This is a genomic window from Shewanella putrefaciens, from assembly GCF_016406325.1.
GTDB classification, from domain to species: Bacteria; Pseudomonadota; Gammaproteobacteria; order Enterobacterales; family Shewanellaceae; genus Shewanella; species Shewanella putrefaciens.
In genome coordinates this window covers 3,014,210-3,034,440 of the sequence record NZ_CP066370.1, presented here as the reverse complement: position 1 = coordinate 3,034,440, position 20,231 = coordinate 3,014,210, and the positions used below count along the sequence as shown (strand labels likewise).

Below are 20,231 nucleotides of genomic sequence, written 5' to 3'. Positions count from 1 at the left end.
TATGGAAAATACAGCTTCGCAAACTTCAGCTATCACAGGGAAGCTTCCTGACAGTCTTGCGCGTAAAGTATTACTTAAGGCGCTGGAAAGCTTGCCGCATGGATGTTTAACCTTAGTCGAAGGCGATAAGAGCTACCGTTTTGGCCAGAGTCATGCGGATTTACATGCCACTTTGGTGGTTAAGCACCCGAGTTTTTATCGGCAAGTGATGTTATCTGGCTCCATTGGAGCTGGTGAAAGTTTTATCCAAGGACATTGGGAAAGTCCTGATCTGACTAAGGTGGTGCAGCTTTTTGCGCGTAACCTCGCCTTGCTCGATAGGATTGAAGCCAAGTTCTCTTGGTTAACTGGCACGATAAACCGTGTGAAACATGTGCTGAATTGTAATTCTAAGGAAGGATCAAAGCGTAATATTTTGGCCCATTACGACTTAGGCAATGCCATGTATGAACAATTCCTAGACCGAGAAATGCTGTATTCCAGTGCGCTTTATCCCCATGAAGAAGCCAGTTTACAGGAGGCTCAGCAGTTTAAGTTGATGACTATCTGTGAGCGACTTGACTTACAACCAGGTCAAACTTTACTAGAGATTGGTACGGGGTGGGGGGGGCGCTCGCCATCTACGCTGCCAAGCATTATGGTGTACATGTCACCACGACAACCATCTCGGATGCACAATACGCCTATGCCAAAGCACGCGTTGAACAGGAGGGGTTAAGCGACAAAATCACACTACTCACAGAAGATTATCGTAATTTAACGGGGGAATACGACAGGGTTGTTTCCATTGAAATGATTGAAGCGGTTGGCCATGAATATCTGGCTGGATTTTTTAAAAAGTTAGCATCACTTCTAAAACCAAATGGAAGGCTATTGCTGCAGGCGATTACTATTGCCGATCAGCGTTATGACAGTTATCGCAAAAGTGTGGACTTTATTCAGCGCTATATTTTCCCTGGTGGTTGCTTACCATCAGTGAGCCAAATGGTGAATCACATGGCTAAGCAAACCGATATGGTGGTTTGGTCGGTAAATGATATGGGGCTGGATTATGCTAAAACGCTAAAACATTGGCATGAGAATTTTGATCATGCGATAGGTGAGATCCAAGCATTAGGCTATGGCGAAGACTTTATCCGTATGTGGAAATTTTACTTAAGTTATTGTGAAGGGGGGTTTTTAGAACGCACCACAAGTACAGTGCATCTTGTTGCTGTACGCCCTGACTATCGATTGTCAGTGATGCAATCTTGTTAAATGAGCGTTAACATGAAGCCCGTTTTAAGTATTCCTAGCGACCGATCAGCGTCTGCTTATGCTTTATTATCCCGTGACTGTCCTAAGTCTCGGGGATTTATCATTTATAATGCTGTCAGTTTTCAGCTGGTGTGGTGGTCTAGTGTACTTTGGCTGAATTTATCGCTTACTCTTACTATCCCATTATTATTACTGCATTTTATCTTGCTAATCGTACTGGGAAAACGCCAGTGCTATAAGCTTGATTGGATGCTAATCCTTAAACTCGCACCTATCGGAATGGCCATAGATACACTACTGGTGATTTTTGGGGTGTTTGAGTTTGCGGTATTCCCTTGGTGGCTCATTTGTCTATGGCTACATTTTATATTGAGTCTGCATTATAGCCTCGCGTTTATGCGGCATTGGCCCTTATTTTTACAAGTCATCATCGGCGGGATATTTGGTTGCCTGAGCTATGTGGCTGGCGCAAAAATGTCCGCGGTCGCTTTTCCCTTTGAACTTATCTCTACCAGCATAGTGCTTGCCATGATTTGGTGTTTACTCTTTCCCTTATTACTGCACCTTACGCATTCAAATAGCCTGATGGCTTTTAAGACGCTGTTATTGAGTTGCCAAAGAGTATTCAATCGTGGCACGGATAGAAGGTTATAACCTATGACGCTGAAAAAGTTAGTCTGTTTGTACTCTTACTTTGTATTTGTAGGAACTATGCCATTTGGGACATTATCTGCGCAGGATAAAGCCCCTCAATCTGCCAAGACTATATCCGTTCAGCATTTGAACTCACCTTTGATTGAAGTTGGGCGAGGAGAGATGGATTGGCTATGGTTGAGTTTATACAAAGCGAAGTTGATGACTGCTACAGGACATTATCAACAGGAGCAGTACCCCCAATTATTAGAGATTGAGTATTATCGCGACATTGATTCTGAGGATCTTTTGCAAGCAACACGGGAACAGTGGCAAAAACTAGGATTTTCTAAGACCGATATTGAACGCTGGCTGAGTGTATTAGCGTCTATCTGGCCCGATGTAAAGCAAGGTGATTACTTGAGCTTTATGGTTATCGATGGGAAAACTAGCCAATTTTTTTATAACCAGCAACCGCTTAATATGATTGATGATGCGCATTTTGCCCAAGCTTTTTTAGCCATTTGGTTATCACCTAAAACAAGCCGCCCGAGTTTGAGGGCACAATTACTCGGAGAAAAATCATGCGACTGTTAAAACACTTTTTGGGGCAAAAATGGATTTTGGTTTTATTGATGATTACGGGGCTTTCGAGTTGTTCATCGGTTGAGGTGACTGATTACCAAGAGACTCATCCAAAACTTATTTTGGAGTCCTTTTTTAATGGCCCACTAACTGCATCAGGCATAGTGCAAAACTTCGGTGGTAAAGTGATCCGCAAGTTTAATGTCATTATGGAAGCGAGTTGGCAAGGGGACATCGGGGTTATTAAAGAATGGTTTGTTTACGATGATGGTGAAACTCAAACCCGTGTGTGGCATATAAAAGCTTTAGGTAATGGGCGATATACAGGCACGGCCGATGACATTATTGGTACTGCTCAAGGTCAATCTAGTGGCAGCGCACTGCGTTGGAAATATGACATGCTATTACCTGTGGACGGCGATGAATACCAAGTTCATTTCGACGATTGGATGTACTTAGTCAATGATAATACTGTTATAAATCAGAGTGATATTATTAAGTTTGGTGTCACAGTCGCTAAGGTGACTTTAGTGATTCAAAAGTGAATCTTATGGTCTAAATTGAGTTTAACAGTATTGTTTAGCTAAAAATAAGCAAAGTGCTTTTAGGATAGGTAGCAACCTCAATTATCTCACTTGAGGTTGCTAGTATAACGGGGTAAAAATCTAGCCAGCTTGACGACTATTATCGATAGATTTTTTATCGTAATACTCAAAAGGAAATAAATTACGGATCCTCTGCTTAACATTGTCACTCACATTGGCGGAAATATGTAAGCGCACGTCTCCTGATTTTTCAGCCCTAACAGTACAAGTGAGTTTTTCGGCTTTAGCGATTTGGCGGCACTCTTTTTCAAACCTTTCAGGGATCTTGCCCTTATGCTGAGTCATGCGCCCATCTTTAAAATGCATTTCAAAAATTGTCATACCTTTTTTATTGCTAAAAATCAGTTTGTAAACGAGAAATAAGCCAATAACGACAAAAATGAGTTTAAAAATATTGGCAGTCATAATGCCTCCTATATTTATATCTGTAGGACAAAGATACTCTGTAGTCACTTGTTTTAACAGTGCGCTAACACGCAAATTCGGGCTGGTAATAATTCTATGCTAGTCTAAAATTCAAAGGTGATGGAGAAACAACCTCTAAGTTAAGGAAAACATTATGCACCTATCAAATGCTGAACGTTGGTCGTTACTGTGTAAAAAACAAATAGAAGTTATTGATAACCTTGCAACTCAGTTTCCTGAAAGAAAGGTTAACTTGAATGAATTAAGTCAATGCTGGCGCCATGTACAGCACCAAGTTCAGGTTGGTGATAGGCCAATACCCTTTGAGTTAATGAAATAATTGCTTGGATAAGAGCATTTTTATTGAGTTGTTTATATGGTGCCGGCACCAAGAGTTGAACTCGGGACCTACTGGCGTTATCGAGAGTAAGTCAGTTGCGATTCACTATTGATGAAGGGTGTTTTTATTCAGACGACAGATACAAAAAAGCCACTCAGTGAGTGGCTTCATTGTTTATATGGTGCCGGCATCAAGAGTCGAACTCGGGACCTATTGGCGTTATCGAGAGTAAGTCAGTTGCGATTCACTATTGATGAAGGGGATTTTATGCAAACGACAGATACAAAAAAGCCACTCAGTGAGTGGCTTCGTTGTTTATATGGTGCCGGCACCAAGAGTCGAACTCGGGACCTACTGATTACAAGTCAGTTGCTCTACCAACTGAGCTATGCCGGCGTAAAGCATTATAAAAAACTCTAGTGAGCTTATTACTTTAAAAGTGGTGCCCGAACCCGGAATCGAACCAGGGACACGAGGATTTTCAATCCTCTGCTCTACCGACTGAGCTATTCGGGCAACTAAACTAAGCGTTAGTTAACTACTTTATACTAAAGCGTAAAATACGCTGTCTGTTCAAAGTGCGCGTATAATATAGTGCTCGCTTTAGCTGCGCAAGCCCTTTTAAAGTGACTGATTAACTATTAAACAAAATTGAGGCATTTATTTTATTCTTACATTCTTCACGTATGTCGCTGTTGAAGTTTTCAGCAATCTTGAGGTTACAAATATTCTTTAAGGTTTAAGTATCCTTGCTTATTTCGTTTTTTGGGATAAGTCAGTTGCGATTCACTTTGATGACAGGTGTTTTTATGCAAACGACAGATACAAAAAAGCCACTCAGTGAGTAGCTTCGTCGTTATATGGTGCCAGCACCAAGAGCCGAATTCGGGATCTACTGGCGTTATCGAGAGTAAGTCAGTTGCGATTCCCTATTGATGGCGGGTGTTTTTATGCAAATGACAGATACAAAAAAGCCACTCAGTGAGTGGCTTCATTGTTTATATGGTGCCGGCACCAAGAGTCGAACTCGGGACCTACTGATTACAAGTCAGTTGCTCTACCAACTGAGCTATGCCGGCGTAAAGCATTATAAAAAACTCTAGTGAGCTTATTACTTTAAAAGTGGTGCCCGAACCCGGAATCGAACCAGGGACACGAGGATTTTCAATCCTCTGCTCTACCGACTGAGCTATTCGGGCAACTAAACTAAGTGTTAGTTAACTACTTTGAACTCTTTGGTTAAACCACATCGTGCGAAGTGCGGCTATATTAGCTAGGGTGTTTGAGCTCTGCAAGTGCTTTTTCCCAATAAATCACTCGTTCGGCTGTTTAATGCGCATCTTGGGTGTTTTTTATCTTTTATTCTGCAAATTCAGCTCATTTTCATTCGTTTGCTGTGTTTTTTAAATCAGATGGATACTGATGTTTACTATAGCTTTGTTCCCATTAATCCTGGTTTTTGACTTAATTTCTAAAATTTAGAAAGATATTAGCGATTTTTGCGGCTTTTAGTTTTTAAATTTAGACTTATGATAATGGATATTGTTTGATAGGTAATATGAGATAACGCGAGTATGGAGAGACTCTATGTTTCGAAATAGTAAATTGGCATATGGAATACCCGCTATTGTTATTCATTGGATCAGTGCATTAGTTGTGATTGGGTTATTCGCCGTAGGTGTGTGGATGGTGGAGTTAACCTACTACAGTACTTGGTACAAGACTGCACCGCATCTACATAAAAGTATTGGGATTCTGTTATTGGCGGCGACAATATTTCGTTTGGTATGGCGCTTAGTTAATCCTAGGCCTGCACCTGAGGCAAGCCATAAACCGTGGGAAAAGACGGCCGCACATTTGGCGCATTTTATTATTTATGTCTTGCTCTTTGTCATCATGATCGCTGGCATTTTAATCTCAACCGCAGATGGCCGTGGTATCTGGGTGTTTGATTGGTTTGAACTACCAGGATTGGGACTTTTGTTTGCAAACCAAGCTGATATCGCGGGTGATATTCACCAATATGCGGCTTACAGCTTGATCGCGCTGGTCGTTATTCACGCCGCGGGCGCATTAAAACATCACTTTATCGATAAAGACACCACCCTACTTAGAATGATTCAATTTAAACGAGGATAATACAATGAAAAAGCAACTGTTAAGCGCACTGATTGGTGTATCTCTATTGGTTCCTATGGCGGCTTCTGCTGCAGATTATGTGATTGATACAGAAGGTGCTCATGCTTCTATTACTTTTAAAGTAAACCATTTAGGTTATAGCTATGTGGTGGGGCGTTTTAATGATTTTAGCGGTGATTTTAGTTACGATGCGGCTAAACCAACAGCGATGACTGTAAATGTTACTGTGAATACATTAAGTGTCGATTCAAACCATGCTGAGCGTGATAAACACATTCGCGGCGAAGATTTTCTTAATACTGGCAAATTCGCTAAAGCGACCTTTGCATCTACTTCGGTGGAAGATAAAGGAAATGGCGATTTAGTGATTAACGGTAACTTAACTTTAAATGGTGTGACTAAACCATTAGCGATCAAGGCCCATGCTGTGGGTGAAGGTCAGGACCCTTGGGGTGGCTACCGTGCCGGTTTTACGGGCACAACCACTTTTGCGATGAAAGATTTCGGTATCAAGATGGATTTAGGTCCAGCATCTAGCCATGTTGAGTTAGATCTAGTGGTTGAAGGCGTGCGTAAGTAACTCTTTATTCTGCCATTTAGATAAACAAAAAGCGCCGAAAGGCGCTTTTTTGTAAGCTTTATACTTAGAGTCGACTAACGACCAGAATTAATCTTGGTCTTTTTCTGGTACAAAACCTTCAATTTCAACATCTTTACCTTCAAATAGGAAAGAGGTCATTTGTTCTTCAAGAAATTTACGATCATCAACATTCATCATGTTGAGTTTTTTCTCGTTGATCAGCATGGTTTGCTTTTTTTGCCATAGGCCCCAAGCTTCTTTGCTGATGTTATCAAAAATACGTTTACCTAAATCACCTGGATACAGTTGAAAGTCTAGGCCGTCGGCTTCTTTATTTAAATATACGCAATTGACTGTACGCGCCATGATTATTCCTTACTGACTGCGGATTGAACGAGTGATCCCAAATTGGCTAGCACGCGCTCGGTGGCTGCGGCCAGTCCCACTTTGGAAGGATGACTTATGTTATACCAGAGAGAATGGTTTTGTTCCATGACGCTCATCATTTGACTGTTGTTTTGCGTCTGATCTAAATTAAGCATCATTGGCTGAATATCTAAATGAAAGTGGCTAAATGTGTGTCTAAAGCCTGTTAACCATTCGAGCTGTTGGGCATCGAAGCCTTGCTCTTCAAGATGAGTTTCAAGTGCATCTTGAGTAGCGAATTCAGGGAAGCACCAGAGTCCGCCCCAAATTCCCGCTGGCGGACGTTTAGCTAAAAAGACTTGGTTGTCTTGCATCAGCACTAACATCCACGCCGCTTTGGTGGGTATGGTTTTTTTAGGCTTTTTGCCAGGGAAATCGGTTTGTCTGCCAATCAGTTGAGCTTTGCAATCAATCGCTACAGGGCAGAGGGCGCAGTTAGGTTTACTACGAGTGCAAATACTGGCGCCTATATCCATCATGGCTTGATTGTATTTCTGAATATCTTGCTGCGGCGTCAATGTATCCGTTAGTTGCCAAAGCTGTTCTTCAACCGTTTTTTGCCCCGGCCAACCAGCAATGGCGCCGTGTCTTGCTAACACGCGTTTTACGTTGCCATCGAGAATGGGGTGATGTTGCCCAAGCGACAGCGATAATACTGCGCCTGCTGTTGAGCGGCCGATGCCGGGTAGGGCGAGCACTTGCTCAAAATCCGTTGGAAATAATCCTTGATAATCGTCGCGGATCATCTTGGCCGCTTTATGCAGATTACGCGCCCTAGCGTAATAGCCAAGGCCGGTCCAATGATGCAACACCTCATCGTCTGGCGCGTTAGCGAGTGCTAACACATCGGGAAAACGCGCCATAAATTTAAGGTAATAGGGAATAACTGTCGCAACCTGAGTTTGCTGCAGCATGATTTCAGAAACCCATACGCGATATGGGGTTTTATCTTGCTGCCAAGGGAGGGTTTTACGACCGTGATTGTCGTACCAAGAGACGATACGTGTAGCGAAGGAGGCTGTAGATTTCATCGGCGCAGTGTAGCGGCAGTTATCTTCTTAGACAAGCTCAAAAGACACGTGAATAAAGCCTAAAAAGCCAAAAATCGCTGCTAAATTCGCACTCTTAAATAATCTTGGTATACTTTCGCCCCATTAGTGCTTGCACTGTATGTTGAACTTTGGATAATGCCCTTCTTTTATGATGGTGCTGTCCACTAGACGAGGCAAAAATGAGCGAAGTCACTACCGCTGAATTTAATGAAGAAGGCAAGTATCTGCGCAAGATCAGAAGCTTTGTCCTGAGAGAAGGTCGCTTAACTAAAGGCCAAGCCCAAGCTATTGAAAGCCAGTGGCCAACAATGGGTTTAGATTACAGCCCAGTGCCATTAAACCTTAGCGAGGTTTTTGGTCGTGAAGCCGATACTGTGCTGGAAATTGGCTTTGGCATGGGTGCCTCTTTAGTACAAATGGCAAAAGATGCACCGGAGCAAAATTTCATTGGTATTGAAGTACATAAACCGGGTGTAGGCTCTTGCCTCAGTGATGCTGCCATTGCCGGTGTGACTAATTTACGTGTATATCATCACGATGCCATGGAAGTATTAGAACATGCGATTGCTGACGGATCATTAGCTCGAGTGCAATTGTTTTTCCCCGATCCTTGGCATAAGAAACGTCACCATAAGCGCCGTATAGTGCAAGCTGAATTTGCCGAACTTGTTCGTCGTAAGCTGAAAATTGGCGGTGTGTTCCATATGGCCACTGACTGGGAAGAATATAGCGAGCACATGCTCGAGGTAATGAATGCTGCGCCCGGTTATAAAAACCAATCGGCCGATGGCACTGTTGTGCCACGTCCTGATCATCGCCCACTGACAAAGTTTGAAGCCCGCGGCCATAGATTGGGTCACGGTGTATGGGATCTGATGTTTGAGCGTATCGCTTAATCACGAACTCAATTTTAGCTAATTTTAAACACAAAAGGGAAAATCACTATGGCAACTAATCGTAGCCGTCGTTTACGTAAGAAAATGCGCGTCGATGAATTCCAAGAGTTAGGTTTTGATATGGCCTGGACTTTTGATGCATCTGTATCTGAAGCCGATATCGATGCAACGGTAGATAAATTTATCGACGAAGTGATCGAAGCCCGCAAATTAGGTTTTCACGGCGGCGGCCACATCGAATGGGAAGGGATTATCGCCACCCAAACGATTGGCAAATGTACCGAAGAAGATATTGCTGCAGTTAAGGCATTCTGGGCGACTCAAAAAGTGTCCCAGGTTGAAGTTAGCGAACTGTACGATATTTGGTGGGGTTAATGCCCGAGTTGGCATTACTTGAGGAAGTGGTCGAGAAAGTTCGACCCTTGCTCGGCCAAGGAAAAGTTGCAAATTATATCCCCGCACTGGCTAGCGTTGATGCTGGCAAATTAGGCATTGCCGTCACGACTGTTGACGGTGAAACTTTAGGTGCGGGCGATTACCTTGAGCCGTTTTCGATTCAAAGTATCTCTAAAGTTTTCAGCTTAACCTTAGCGTTAACTTTATATGAAGAAGCCGAAATCTGGAGCCGTGTTGGCAAAGAACCTTCGGGCCATTCCTTCAATTCTCTTGTTCAAGTCGAGTTAGAACGTGGCAAGCCGCGCAATCCCTTTATCAATGCTGGCGCGTTAGTGATTGCTGACTTATTGCAGAGCCGTTTAGGTGCGCCTAAACACAGAATGCTTGAGTTAGTTAGGCAACTCAGCCAAAACGATAAAGTGTGTTTTGATAAACAAGTGGCAGATTCAGAATATCAGCATAGTGCGCGCAATGCGGCTATCGCTTATTTGATGAAGTCGTTTGGTAATTTTCAAGGCGATGTTGATACTGTGCTGCGCACTTATTTTCATTACTGCGCCCTAAAAATGAATTGTGCTGATTTATCTAGGGCCATGTTGTATTTGGCGAATCGCGGCAAAACTGTGGATGGCACTGAGCTGATTTCTCAAGTTCAAACTCGGCAACTTAACGCTCTGTTGGCCACCTCGGGCTTATATGATGGCGCGGGTGAATTTGCTTATCGTGTTGGTATGCCTGGTAAAAGTGGCGTCGGTGGCGGTATTATTGCGGTTATCCCTGGCGAGTTGTCGATTTGTGTTTGGTCACCGGAGCTTGATGAGAATGGCAACTCACTTGCGGGTACTGCTATGCTTGAGCATCTAAGTCAGCGTCTTGGGCGCTCTATTTTCTAGCTTCCCTCGTTTTTATTAGCGCTATTAAGCTAAAACTAGCGAATTTCGCCATGTTAGCATTAGCGCTAACTTTTCTATATTCATCATAATCAATACGTTAAAAAGTTGGCGTATATCCTGCTATAGCTATTTAGTGGTGTAGGTCTATTGAATTTCTCAGATTAAAGGATTGTTAAAAAATGAACATAAATAAGCTATTAACTGGATGTGCATTATCTGGCGTTATTCTAGGATTATCAGGCTTACCGTTAGCGCAAGCGCAAACAGAACTTAAAATCGATGAACGTTGCGATGTGTCTTTAAATTATGATGTTAAGGTTGAGCCTAAAAAATTAGTCATGAGTGAGAAGGGGGCTGAGAAGTACCGTATAGAAGTTGATAAGTTATTTGTAGAAGGTAAGCAAGTTAGCTTAACCGACAAGCAGAAAAAATTGGTTACTCAATATGCCGATGAAGTGTCGACTCAAGTGCCTGAAGTGATCGAACTTATCAATGAATCGGTATCTCTTGCATCAAAAGCTGTTGGCATGGCGTTAACCCCATTAATGGGTGATGCGGCTGGCGCTAAATTTGATCAAATGATGGTTGGTGTACAAAAGCGGGTAGATACAATTGCTTACAAGCAGGGTGATAGTTTTTATTTAGCGGCCACAGAAGAATCGATGCAAAACACTTTTAATGATGAGTTTTCCCAAGAAATGGAACAAATTGTTCAAAATTCTATCGGGACTATTATGATGACACTCGGTAGTCAAATAATGTCGGCTAATGGTGATTCATTTGAGGCGAAGATGGATGCTCTTTCTAAAAAAATGGACAACTTAGGCCAGGATATTGAGCAACAAATTGAAAGCCAATCTAAGGGGTTGGAGGCTAAGGCGGATCGTTTATGTGATCGATTCGAAAATTTACTCGTGCTTGAAAATCAACTGCGTAAAGAGATACCTGCATTAGCACCTTATGCGTTGACGCAAAACACTGTCAATCAAGTACGCCAATAAAGCATTGTGTAAGTTTTATTTCTGTTAGCGCTCAATAATGATTCTGCCCTAATCACGGTAATCGTATTAGGGCTTTTTTATTTGAGGATCACGACAATAGAGGGATTTAACGAGAGTCGACTTGATAACTTGATGTGAATTAGCACGGAATGTTACATTCTAAAGGCTAATGTTTGATATACTCCTAAAATATAATGAAAAGCTGGCAATTCAGCCAGATATAACACTCTACTTCAGCGGACTTTTTCGGTCAAAATCTCTGCAATAAATGCTTTTGCTATGAGATATTAATGCAATAGTGAGCGTTTAACTGTGTTTGTGCTGCGCTCTTGCATTATACCGAAAGTTAATATCATTGTCGTAAACTGCTTAAGGCTACTTTCCATGCTAGAACTGTTAGAACCTATTGCGATTTTTACTCATGTGGCTAGAGCTGGTAGTTTTAGTGCCGCCGCAAGAAGGCTTGGGATCTCTAAATCTAAGGTCAGTACGCAGGTCGCCGATCTTGAACATAGACTTGGTGTTCAGTTAATACAACGTACTACTCGAAGCTTAAGCCTGACTGAAGCTGGGCATTTATTGTATCTGCAAGGTGAAGAATTGCTTCGTGATGCAGAGCAAGCGATTGCTAGTGTGCACAATTTAAATGATGCTACCCGCGGAGTACTTAAGGTTGGAATTTCACAATCTTTTGGTGCCATGCATATTATTCCAGCCTTACCGTCATTTATGGCAAAACATCCTGAGCTAGAACTACAAGTCAGTTTACTTGATCATAAAGTGGATGTGGTTAGCGAAGGATTAGATTTATTACTGACTATGTCTGAGCAGTTACCATTAGGCATGGTTGCCAGACCATTAATGAAATGTCAGTTCCTCTTGGTTGCCTCCCCTGATTATGTTGCTAAGCACGGTGAGCCTACTCGTCCAGAACAATTAGTTGACCATAATTGTTTAGTTTACCAAGGTGAGTGGCATGAACACAGTATGTGGCAATTTAAGAAAGGAGATGATTACTGTGAAATTGGCGTCTCGGGTAATTTTAGAGTCGATAACGCTCCAGCATTAAAATCTGCTGCTATTAGTGGCTTGGGTGTTGTGTATTTGGCAAGTTATTTGATGGAAGATGAGATTACTAAGGGGACGTTAGTTCCTTTACTAGAAGATTGGCAATTAACTCACCATTTACCACTACAAGCAGTTTATCCTCGTCGTAAACATCTTGCGCCTAAAGTGAGTGCCTTTATTGAATTTATTAAAGACCATATAGGAAATCCACCCTATTGGGATATTCCCTATGCAGAACTGTTCAGTAAACGTCAGTAAAAATGGAAACATTGTTCTTGAAATTGCCCTAATTAGTTTTGCATAAAATTGACATTCTATCTTTTTGTTTTTTATCAGTGGGTTGAGCTTTGGGTGTCCATGTATTTAAGTTCGGTTTTTAGCGGTTACTAAAGTGAAAAGCTGAAAGTAACTTGAACTCTGTTCTTATCTGAATACAATGGTGGCAGATGATCTGGGATTACCTGAGTCCTATACTTTTATTGGAAATGACCCCTTTCGATTTTGGTATACAGGTTGGCAGAAATGCAATTCTAGATCACCGCCAACAGTGGTTTGCGAACTAAAACAATGTTGGCTTTTAAAACCATCATCCTAGTTTTTGGTTTACCTCGGCTTACTCGGCTGAGGTAATTTTTTTATGATGGTTAAGTAATGGGGAAACGAGTTTTGTCTCTCTGTACCCTAAAGTCACACCGAGTATTAAGTTCTCGACGTTAATACATCAAATAAAGTGATCCACAGTGAGATAGGGTTTTATTACCGAATGGGTAATAAATCCAATAAAAAAGCCACGAAGTCGTGGCTTTTTTATTGGTTGTGAACCGTCCTAAATAGCGTTGACACTTTTCAAACTCATTTTGGAGAGTGTAATGACTTTAAAAGGAAAGACGAAAACCGCCTCCCTTAGATACTAATATTAGGTTTTGTTGACGCTGGCAATCCATTGATCGACTTGCTCTTCTAGCACATCTAAAGGTAGCGCACCGTTTGCTAAGACTAAAGTGTGGAAATCTCGAATATCAAACTTATTACCTAGTTGTTTTTCTGCTTTATGTTTAAGTTCCAATAACTTAATCATACCAACCTTATATGCCGTGGCTTGCGATGGCATAACGATGTGGCGCTCGACCATTTTCACTGCATCGGATTTAGCATTGGGCGTATTATCCACGTAATAGGCTATGCCTTGTTCGCGGGTCCATTGCTTGGCATGGATACCTGTATCGACGACCAAACGACAGGCTCGCCATAATTCCATTGCTAAGCGGCCAAAATCAGAATAAGGATCGGCATAGAGTCCCATTTCTTTTGGGAAGGACTCGCTGTATAAACCCCAACCTTCAATATAGGCGGTATAGCCTCCAAATTTACGGAACTTAGGGATGTCTTTAAGCTCTTGAGCGATAGCAATTTGCATATGATGACCTGGAATACCCTCATGGTAAGCGAGTGCCTCCATTTGGTATTTGGGCATGGCTTTCATATCATACAGATTCGCGTAATAACTGCCGGGTCGAGAACCATCGGGGGCTGGTTGTTCATAAAAGGCTTTGCCAGCGGATTTTTCTCTGAACGCCTCCACTTGCTTGACTATCATCGCCGCCTTCGGTTTTACTTTGAACACTTCATCTAAACGCGACTGAATATTATCGATGAGCTTAGTTGCCTCCGTTAAGTAAGCAGCTTTGCCTTCGGCGGTATTTGGGTAGTAGAACTGAGGAGCATCGCGCATAAATCCAAAAAACTCCTGTAGAGAGCCCTTATAATGTACTTTTTGCATAATAGTGCGCATTTCATTATGGATACGCGTTACTTCTGCAATACCGAGTTCATGGATTTGATCTGCGGTCATATGTGTTGTCGTAGTACGAGCTAATGCATTGTTATAAAATGCGGCTCCGTTTGGCAGCTTCCAAACGCCATCTCGAGTATCAGCTTGGGCAGCTAAAGTTTCTATATAATGTATCAGTTGGTTATAGGCAGGTTTTACCTTATCCACAAGGGCTTTTTCTGCTCCTGTGATGAGCGTCTTTTTCTCTTTTTCCTGAATATCTAAGGCATTGACCTTTTTACTAAAATCAGCGAGAAGGGCACTGTCGTCACCGTTGTCAAAAGGTGCGCCTTTGATGATGTTTTGACTGTCGGATATGACATAACTAAAGACAAACTTAGGTGCAATAATGTTCTTTTCTGCTCTAATCTCCAGCGCTTTTTGTAATTGATTTAGGCGCTTAGGAACACCATTTAAACGACTAATATAGGCTTGGGCATCACTGATATTATTAATTTGGTGCTGGTTAATTAAAAATGATGCAATCATTGAATGACCACCACGCATTTGATTCACTGGGTAATTATGGTAACGCCATTGATAGTCATCTATATCATTTTGTAGGTTTTGCTTAAGTAGCTTAAGACTTAGCTGTGTTTGTGGATCTAACTTAGTTGCATCAAGTTGATTAACCTCTGCAAGCTGTTTTTTCGTGCGGAGCAATTTTATCGCATCGGCCTCATCGCCTATGTCATCCCATTTAGCATAATCCTGTTTGATCCCCATATAAGTCTGAGCAATGGGACTCGCCATAATGTTCTCCATAAAAATAGCTTCAAAGAGAGCATTGGCTTTTTCGGATTCTGTTTGAGTTGTGGATTGTGTCGGTTCACTGGCATTTAGATGTACCATTGCTGCCGGCGCAGCTTGTACCGATAAAGCCATTGCAGCCGATAGTGCTAGGGCGACTAAGCTAATTTTAAGATTTAGCTTTTGGGATCTTTCCGTATTTGTTGTCGTTGTTATTGGCATGATTTGGCTTCCCTAGGGTTAGATTATCTAATTCTAAAGAAGCCAAGCAAAAATGTGTGGATATTAATGTTAGAAAATGTGTTAGTCGTAAAAGCATTAACTTAGATGATTAACAGTTAAGTGTTTGAAATTAAACAATTTTAACTTTTCTGCTAGCAGAATTGTGTCAGCAAATCGTTTACAAACATATGACCTTTATGGGTTAATTGCCAATATTCCGCCGATTCGGTGAGTAAACCACGCTGTTTGGCTTTTGCCATACCTTCAGTCAATGTTTCTCGATGTAAACCCGTTCGCTGTTCAAATTCTTGCTTAGGAATCGGCGTCATTAAACGCAGACGATTCATTAAATATTCGAGCGCTCTATCCTCCTCGGCAACTTCAGTCAGTTCGACAGTGTATTGGTTTGAACTCAAATAGCCTTTAGGGTGTTTAATTTTTACCGTGCGGATAATGCGATTTTGTTCTGGTAATGTCACTTTGCCATGGGCGCCACAGCCTATGCCTAAATAATCACCAAATTGCCAGTAGTTGAGATTGTGTCGGCATTGATAACCTGGTTTGGCATAGGCCGATATTTCATATTGCTCATACCCTAAGGCTGCCAGCCTTTGTTGCCCTTGTTCATAGATATGCCAGAGCGATTCGTCATCGGGGAGTTGCGGCGGTTTTGAATGAAATAGGGTATTGGGTTCAATTGTTAACTGATACCAAGATAGGTGTGGCGGGTTCAGCGCCGCGGCGGTGTCGATATCGGCCATGGCTTCATCAAAACTTTGGTTGGGTAATCCATGCATTAAATCGAGGTTAAAACTTAAGTATTTTGCTTGGCTAGCTTTTTGGGCCGCGATTTTAGCTTCGTTTTGATCGTGAATACGTCCGAGTAAGTTGAGCTTATCCTTGGCGAAACTCTGCACACCGATAGATAAACGGGTGATGCCAGCTGCGCGGTAGGCACTAAAGTCATCGTGCTCTAAGGTGCCAGGGTTGGCTTCCATGGTGATTTCGATATTGTCACTAAAGGGAATTAGTGCATTGGCACCATCGAGTATCCGCTTGATTTGTTTAGCATCAAATAATGATGGTGTGCCGCCACCGATAAAAATAGTATGAACTTGTCTGCCTTGGACTAAGTGCAGATCTTGACGTAAATCTTCAAGCAGGGCATCGACATAGGCCTCTTGTGGCAGCTCGCCATTTTGCCCGTGGGAGTTAAAGTCACAATAGGGGCATTTTTGTACGCACCATGGGATATGGATATACAAACTTAATGGCGGTAATACAAGCGTTGGGGATCGCATAGTGCTCGGTGACATTATTGCGTATTTCCGTTAGTCAAAATGCCCTGTGCTTTCATTGCTGCTAGAAGTTGAGTGAGGGCTTTACCGCGGTGACTTAAGGCATTTTTCTCATCACTGCTCATTTCAGCGGCGCTGCAAGTATGTTGTTCAGGGATAAAAATGGGATCATAACCATGGCCATTCTCACCTTTTTGTTCAAAGCCTATATGACCTTCCCAGGATGCTTGGCAAATGATTGGAGTGGGATCTTTGGCATGGCGCATATATACCAGTACGCATTGGAATCTTGCCCTGCGAGGTGCTGGCTGGTCTTTTAACGTCTCAAGTAGTTTCAATACGTTGTCTTGATCTTTGGCATTTTCGCCCGCGTAACGTGCTGAATAAATGCCAGGAGCGCCTTGAAGTAAATCGACTTCTAATCCTGAATCGTCTGCAATGGCGGCAAGCCCCGTAATTTGTGCTGCATGTCTTGCTTTAATAATGGCATTTTCTACAAAAGTGGTACCAGTTTCAGCCACTTCAGTAACATTAAATTGATTCTGCGGTAGTACTTCTACGCCATAAACGGCAAGCATTTGTTCAAATTCGGCAAGTTTACCTTTGTTGCCACTGGCAAGAACGATCTGTTGCATGGGATACCTATATCGAGGGGCTATTGTTGCGAAGGCAATGATACCCAAGCCGATAATGAAAGGACAGTGAAAGGATAGGGCGATGCTTTATCGCCCTAGATTGATTTGAATTAATCGACGTAAAACTTTTGCTTAAACTGCAAGTTAGTATTGAGTTCGTTACCGTATTTTATGGCGATATTAAAGTGTATTTCTTGATTATCGCGATAAGGCACTTGAGCGATATAGTAAATAGCATTGCCTTCGCGGATTTCTTTAAATTTTAAATCAATTCTGGTATCGAGTAGATTTTTGGCAACGCCGGTAATTTCAACAGGAACTGCGGGCGAACCTGTTTCACTGACATCCAATACCGCAATATTGATAATACCTGTGTAACTGCTGCGTTCAATACCATAGGCCTTAGCTATACTAGGCGTGATAAAAGTGCTACCTAATGCCATGTAATGAATATCGAAATTACCAACAGTTTCTTTTTGCTCGGCGTTAGCGATACCGCAAAGACTTGCTGTTAAGGCTAGCATTGCGAGGAGTTGACGAAACATAACTGCATTCCTTCATGTTAGGTGTACTTAAATAGAGATCGTAAGACCTCGTGTTTATTTGGATGAATGTATAGGACTTATTCTAAAAGCTCACTCACTTCAGGTGGGATCAGTTTTGGAGTCACGATTCGGATTTGTTTGTGGCGCCCAAGCTCACCTTTAATGATATACACATCACTCTTTGGCACTTTAAATGCCTTGGCTAAATATTTACTCAAATGAGCATTGGCTTTGCCATCTATCGGAGGGGCTGTTATCGCAACTTTGAGCTCATCACCATGGAGTCCAACTATCTGATCTCGGCTTGCTTTTGGTTGAATATATACATTAAGCAGCAAGTCACCTTGCTGCTGGACGACTGCACTCATTAAATGACAGCCCAATAGGGGATATATTGAGCAAGTAACATGTTGATAAAGTTCATGCCAATAATCAACAACATAACAGATAAATCTAAACCACCTATCGGCGGAATAATGCGGCGCACTGGGGCAAGTAAGGGTTCTGTTAACTGATCCATCACCATCACAATCGGGTTATAACCTTGGTTAAACCAGCTTAAGATAGCTCGAATAATAAGCATCCAAAATAGGAGTACACCCGCTTTTTTGACCACAGAGACTAAGGCAAAAATAAGGAATAAGACAACGTCTATGCCTCCGCCGGCAATAAGACTAATCAGCAAAACTTTTACCATGACTACAATGAGGGCGAGCACAAAAGAAGCTGTATCGAAGCGTCCCATTGAGGGAAGTATTCGGCGCATTGGGGCGATAAGTGGATGAGTAGCCTTAACAATAAACTGGCTGAAAGGGTTATAAAAATCGGCTCTAGCCAGTTGTAGCCAGATCCGTAATATCACCACCATTAAATACAGATCAAATAGCGTGCTAATTAAAAAGGTCAATGCATTCATTGAGATTTCTGCCTATGTGAGTTCGATAAAAACGCGTGAATGAATATTAAAATGTTTTTGCCATTTCTTCTGCACGATTAATACAGTTTTCCATGGCTTTTTTTACTAAGCCGCGCATATTTGCAGCTTCAAATGTCGCAATTGCTTGTGCAGTTGTGCCACCCTTAGATGTTACATTTTCCCTTAGTTGTCCAAGACCAAGTTCGGGATTTTGTTTTGCCATCATAGCAGCGCCGAGCGCGGCTTGCTGTACTAACATTCTGGCTTTGTACTCATCCATGCCCATTTGTTTACCTGCATCTATCATTGATTCCATCAGCAGGAAAAAATAAGCCGGTGAGCTGCCTGATAGAGCGATCACTTGATCTAATTCAGCCTCTTCATTTACCCAAACGATTTCGCCCCCGCTTGACATTAAACGATCGCAAATGGCTTTTTGATCAGTAGAAATGGCTTGAGGCGCATAAAGCCCTGTCATACCAACACCAATTTGCATCGGTGTATTTGGCATTGCACGGATAAGTGTAATGTCTTGTGCTAAATAGTCGCTATAACGCTGTGCTTTAACTCCTGCAGCGATAGTGATGACTAACTTTTTCGACATGTCGATAGCTTGTAATGCTTCGCATACTTGCTGCATTAGTTGAGGTTTCACTGATAGCACTATCACATCAGCGTTTTGGGCTGGGGATAAGTTGTCTTGAGAAACTAACACGCCAAAATCGGTTTGCAGTGCATCCAGTTTACCTTGACTAGGATTAGTCGCTTGGATGAGTTTAGCGGGATAACCGCTATGAATTAACCCGCTAATGATGCTGCGGGTCATATTGCCTGCCCCGATAAAGCAGATTTTCTGTTGTTCCATGTGATCCCCGTCAGTGAATTAACCGTTTAGCCGTAATTTATCCTGCTTGTTTTAAGCTTTAACGATTTTGGGATTAAAGTGATAGAGCCTAAACTTGACTCTCGCTATGCAATTATTGAGATAGTATTTGGGTATTAGCTTGTAAAAACAAGAGCAAAGCTGAGTTTATGAAGCTAAATCTTACTCAGCGTAGTGACGCTCACCAAAAATCGCACTGCCAATGCGTACCATAGTCGAGCCACATGCAATCGCGGTATCAAGGTCATTACTCATCCCCATAGATAGGGTATCAACATCAGCATAATGCTGTTTCAACTCATCGAATAATTGCTTTAGTTTAGTGCACTCTTGGCGTTGCAACGTTGAATTATCTGTAGCTGTTGGGATAGCCATCAGTCCCCTCAGTTTTAAATTAGGCAACTGCGAGATTAATTCTGCTAACGGCATCATTTGGTTAGCATCGATACCTGATTTTGTATCTTCATCACTGATATTGATTTGAATACAAACATTAAGAGGTGCCATGGATGTCGGACGTTGCTCGTTCAGACGAAGGGCAATTTTGTCCCGTGATACCGTATGCATCCAGTCAAAATATTGAGCAACAATATTGGTTTTATTTGATTGAAGTGGGCCGATAAAATGCCATTCAATGTCCGGATAGTTTTTGCTTAGTTCAGTGATTTTTGCGGCGCCCTCTTGAACATAGTTTTCACCAAAGCAGCGTTGCCCTGCATGGTAAGCTGCGATTATATCTTCAATGGGTTTTGTCTTACTCACTGCAAGAAGACGAATATTGTGAGCTTGGCGAGCACATTTTTGCGCCGCTTGGGCGATCCTACGCTGGGCGATTGCGAGTCTGTCTGCTATTGTTGTCATGATGTAATTATCTA

Annotated in this window: 22 protein-coding genes, 4 tRNA genes and 1 pseudogene; 12 read left to right on the top strand and 15 right to left on the bottom strand. The window is 42.1% G+C overall.

What is annotated here, in order from left to right; translation table 11 throughout:
• Position 1 precedes the first annotated feature (1 nt).
• The 4 genes and pseudogenes from JEZ96_RS13590 (at position 2) to JEZ96_RS13575 (ending at position 3,020) form a co-directional block, all read left to right on the top strand.
• Positions 2 to 1,257: pseudogene (locus JEZ96_RS13590) on the top strand (class I SAM-dependent methyltransferase).
• Positions 1,258 to 1,269: 12 nt separating this feature from the next.
• Positions 1,270 to 1,911, top strand: coding sequence for a DUF2878 domain-containing protein (locus JEZ96_RS13585; RefSeq protein WP_164841992.1), 642 nt, complete (start codon positions 1,270 to 1,272; stop codon positions 1,909 to 1,911).
• A 3-nt stretch (positions 1,912 to 1,914) separates the two neighbouring features.
• The gene (locus JEZ96_RS13580) at positions 1,915 to 2,487 is read left to right on the top strand and encodes a chalcone isomerase family protein (protein WP_025008736.1); all 573 of its coding nucleotides are present in this window, start codon (positions 1,915 to 1,917) and stop codon (positions 2,485 to 2,487) included.
• A complete protein-coding gene (locus JEZ96_RS13575; RefSeq protein ID WP_011788655.1) occupies positions 2,475 to 3,020 on the top strand; it encodes a DUF3833 domain-containing protein in 546 nt (181 codons plus the stop codon). Before JEZ96_RS13580 ends, JEZ96_RS13575 begins: the two co-directional genes overlap by 13 nt.
• Before the next feature lie 120 nt (positions 3,021 to 3,140).
• On the opposite strand, the gene JEZ96_RS13570 is transcribed toward JEZ96_RS13575, so the two are convergent.
• The gene (locus JEZ96_RS13570) at positions 3,141 to 3,485 is read right to left on the bottom strand and encodes a DUF3634 family protein (protein WP_011788656.1); all 345 of its coding nucleotides are present in this window, start codon (positions 3,483 to 3,485) and stop codon (positions 3,141 to 3,143) included.
• A 154-nt stretch (positions 3,486 to 3,639) separates the two neighbouring features.
• Here JEZ96_RS13570 and JEZ96_RS13565 point away from each other — a divergent pair, with 154 nt between their 5' ends.
• Positions 3,640 to 3,825, top strand: coding sequence for a hypothetical protein (locus JEZ96_RS13565; RefSeq protein WP_011919688.1), 186 nt, complete (start codon positions 3,640 to 3,642; stop codon positions 3,823 to 3,825).
• 320 nt (positions 3,826 to 4,145) lie between these two features.
• On the opposite strand, the gene JEZ96_RS13560 is transcribed toward JEZ96_RS13565, so the two are convergent.
• The 4 genes from JEZ96_RS13560 to JEZ96_RS13545 form a co-directional block, all read right to left on the bottom strand.
• Positions 4,146 to 4,221: transfer RNA gene (locus JEZ96_RS13560), tRNA-Thr, on the bottom strand.
• A gap of 44 nt (positions 4,222 to 4,265) precedes the next feature.
• Positions 4,266 to 4,341: transfer RNA gene (locus JEZ96_RS13555), tRNA-Phe, on the bottom strand.
• 487 nt (positions 4,342 to 4,828) lie between these two features.
• Positions 4,829 to 4,904: transfer RNA gene (locus JEZ96_RS13550), tRNA-Thr, on the bottom strand.
• A 44-nt stretch (positions 4,905 to 4,948) separates the two neighbouring features.
• A tRNA-Phe gene (locus JEZ96_RS13545) sits at positions 4,949 to 5,024 on the bottom strand.
• 388 nt (positions 5,025 to 5,412) lie between these two features.
• On the opposite strand from JEZ96_RS13545, the gene JEZ96_RS13540 reads away from it, so the two are divergent.
• Both JEZ96_RS13540 and JEZ96_RS13535 read left to right on the top strand, forming a co-directional pair.
• Positions 5,413 to 5,964 (top strand): cytochrome b, encoded by a 552-nt coding sequence (locus tag JEZ96_RS13540; protein ID WP_011919687.1) that lies wholly within the window; start codon positions 5,413 to 5,415, stop codon positions 5,962 to 5,964.
• A gap of 4 nt (positions 5,965 to 5,968) precedes the next feature.
• Positions 5,969 to 6,544 (top strand): YceI family protein, encoded by a 576-nt coding sequence (locus JEZ96_RS13535; RefSeq protein ID WP_011788658.1) that lies wholly within the window; start codon positions 5,969 to 5,971, stop codon positions 6,542 to 6,544.
• Between the two features lie 87 nt (positions 6,545 to 6,631).
• Here JEZ96_RS13535 and JEZ96_RS13530 read toward each other — a convergent pair whose 3' ends face one another.
• Together JEZ96_RS13530 and mutY are read right to left on the bottom strand one after the other, a co-directional pair.
• Positions 6,632 to 6,910, bottom strand: coding sequence for an oxidative damage protection protein (locus tag JEZ96_RS13530; protein ID WP_011788659.1), 279 nt, complete (start codon positions 6,908 to 6,910; stop codon positions 6,632 to 6,634).
• A gap of 2 nt (positions 6,911 to 6,912) precedes the next feature.
• The gene (gene mutY, locus JEZ96_RS13525) at positions 6,913 to 8,001 is read right to left on the bottom strand and encodes an A/G-specific adenine glycosylase (RefSeq protein ID WP_025008691.1); all 1,089 of its coding nucleotides are present in this window, start codon (positions 7,999 to 8,001) and stop codon (positions 6,913 to 6,915) included.
• Positions 8,002 to 8,201: 200 nt separating this feature from the next.
• On the opposite strand from mutY, the gene trmB reads away from it, so the two are divergent.
• The 5 genes from trmB to JEZ96_RS13500 all read left to right on the top strand — a co-directional run bounded on the left by trmB (position 8,202) and on the right by JEZ96_RS13500 (position 12,534).
• Positions 8,202 to 8,918 (top strand): tRNA (guanosine(46)-N7)-methyltransferase TrmB, encoded by a 717-nt coding sequence (gene trmB / locus JEZ96_RS13520; protein ID WP_011919684.1) that lies wholly within the window; start codon positions 8,202 to 8,204, stop codon positions 8,916 to 8,918.
• A gap of 48 nt (positions 8,919 to 8,966) precedes the next feature.
• On the top strand, positions 8,967 to 9,293 hold the full coding sequence (locus JEZ96_RS13515; protein WP_061783207.1) for a YggL family protein: 327 nt from the start codon (positions 8,967 to 8,969) through the stop codon (positions 9,291 to 9,293).
• The gene (glsB, locus tag JEZ96_RS13510) at positions 9,293 to 10,207 is read left to right on the top strand and encodes a glutaminase B (RefSeq protein ID WP_011788663.1); all 915 of its coding nucleotides are present in this window, start codon (positions 9,293 to 9,295) and stop codon (positions 10,205 to 10,207) included. Before JEZ96_RS13515 ends, glsB begins: the two co-directional genes overlap by 1 nt.
• A 179-nt stretch (positions 10,208 to 10,386) precedes the next feature.
• A complete protein-coding gene (locus JEZ96_RS13505; protein WP_011919683.1) occupies positions 10,387 to 11,208 on the top strand; it encodes a YggN family protein in 822 nt (273 codons plus the stop codon).
• 384 nt (positions 11,209 to 11,592) lie between these two features.
• Positions 11,593 to 12,534, top strand: coding sequence for a LysR family transcriptional regulator (locus JEZ96_RS13500; protein ID WP_041420577.1), 942 nt, complete (start codon positions 11,593 to 11,595; stop codon positions 12,532 to 12,534).
• Positions 12,535 to 13,192: 658 nt separating this feature from the next.
• On the opposite strand, the gene JEZ96_RS13495 is transcribed toward JEZ96_RS13500, so the two are convergent.
• From JEZ96_RS13495 to JEZ96_RS13460, 8 genes are all read right to left on the bottom strand, one after another.
• Positions 13,193 to 15,079 carry a DUF885 domain-containing protein gene (locus JEZ96_RS13495; RefSeq protein WP_061783208.1) on the bottom strand — a complete coding sequence of 629 codons (1,887 nt, stop codon included), beginning with the start codon at positions 15,077 to 15,079 and terminating at the stop codon, positions 13,193 to 13,195.
• 152 nt (positions 15,080 to 15,231) lie between these two features.
• Positions 15,232 to 16,395, bottom strand: a complete 1,164-nt coding sequence (gene hemW, locus JEZ96_RS13490; RefSeq protein ID WP_025008693.1) for a radical SAM family heme chaperone HemW — start codon at positions 16,393 to 16,395, stop codon at positions 15,232 to 15,234.
• Positions 16,395 to 17,012, bottom strand: coding sequence for an RdgB/HAM1 family non-canonical purine NTP pyrophosphatase (gene rdgB / locus JEZ96_RS13485; protein ID WP_025008694.1), 618 nt, complete (start codon positions 17,010 to 17,012; stop codon positions 16,395 to 16,397). Before rdgB ends, hemW begins: the two co-directional genes overlap by 1 nt.
• A gap of 110 nt (positions 17,013 to 17,122) precedes the next feature.
• Positions 17,123 to 17,557, bottom strand: a complete 435-nt coding sequence (locus JEZ96_RS13480) for a DUF4426 domain-containing protein (protein WP_025008695.1) — start codon at positions 17,555 to 17,557, stop codon at positions 17,123 to 17,125.
• Positions 17,558 to 17,634: 77 nt separating this feature from the next.
• On the bottom strand, positions 17,635 to 17,925 hold the full coding sequence (gene yggU / locus JEZ96_RS13475; RefSeq protein ID WP_011919678.1) for a DUF167 family protein YggU: 291 nt from the start codon (positions 17,923 to 17,925) through the stop codon (positions 17,635 to 17,637).
• A complete protein-coding gene (locus JEZ96_RS13470) occupies positions 17,925 to 18,473 on the bottom strand; it encodes a YggT family protein (RefSeq protein WP_061783209.1) in 549 nt (182 codons plus the stop codon). Before JEZ96_RS13470 ends, yggU begins: the two co-directional genes overlap by 1 nt.
• Before the next feature lie 46 nt (positions 18,474 to 18,519).
• Positions 18,520 to 19,338 carry a pyrroline-5-carboxylate reductase gene (gene proC / locus JEZ96_RS13465; protein ID WP_014611018.1) on the bottom strand — a complete coding sequence of 273 codons (819 nt, stop codon included), beginning with the start codon at positions 19,336 to 19,338 and terminating at the stop codon, positions 18,520 to 18,522.
• Between the two features lie 180 nt (positions 19,339 to 19,518).
• A complete protein-coding gene (locus JEZ96_RS13460) occupies positions 19,519 to 20,217 on the bottom strand; it encodes a YggS family pyridoxal phosphate-dependent enzyme (RefSeq protein WP_128090277.1) in 699 nt (232 codons plus the stop codon).
• Between the last annotated feature and the right edge of the window lie 14 nt (positions 20,218 to 20,231).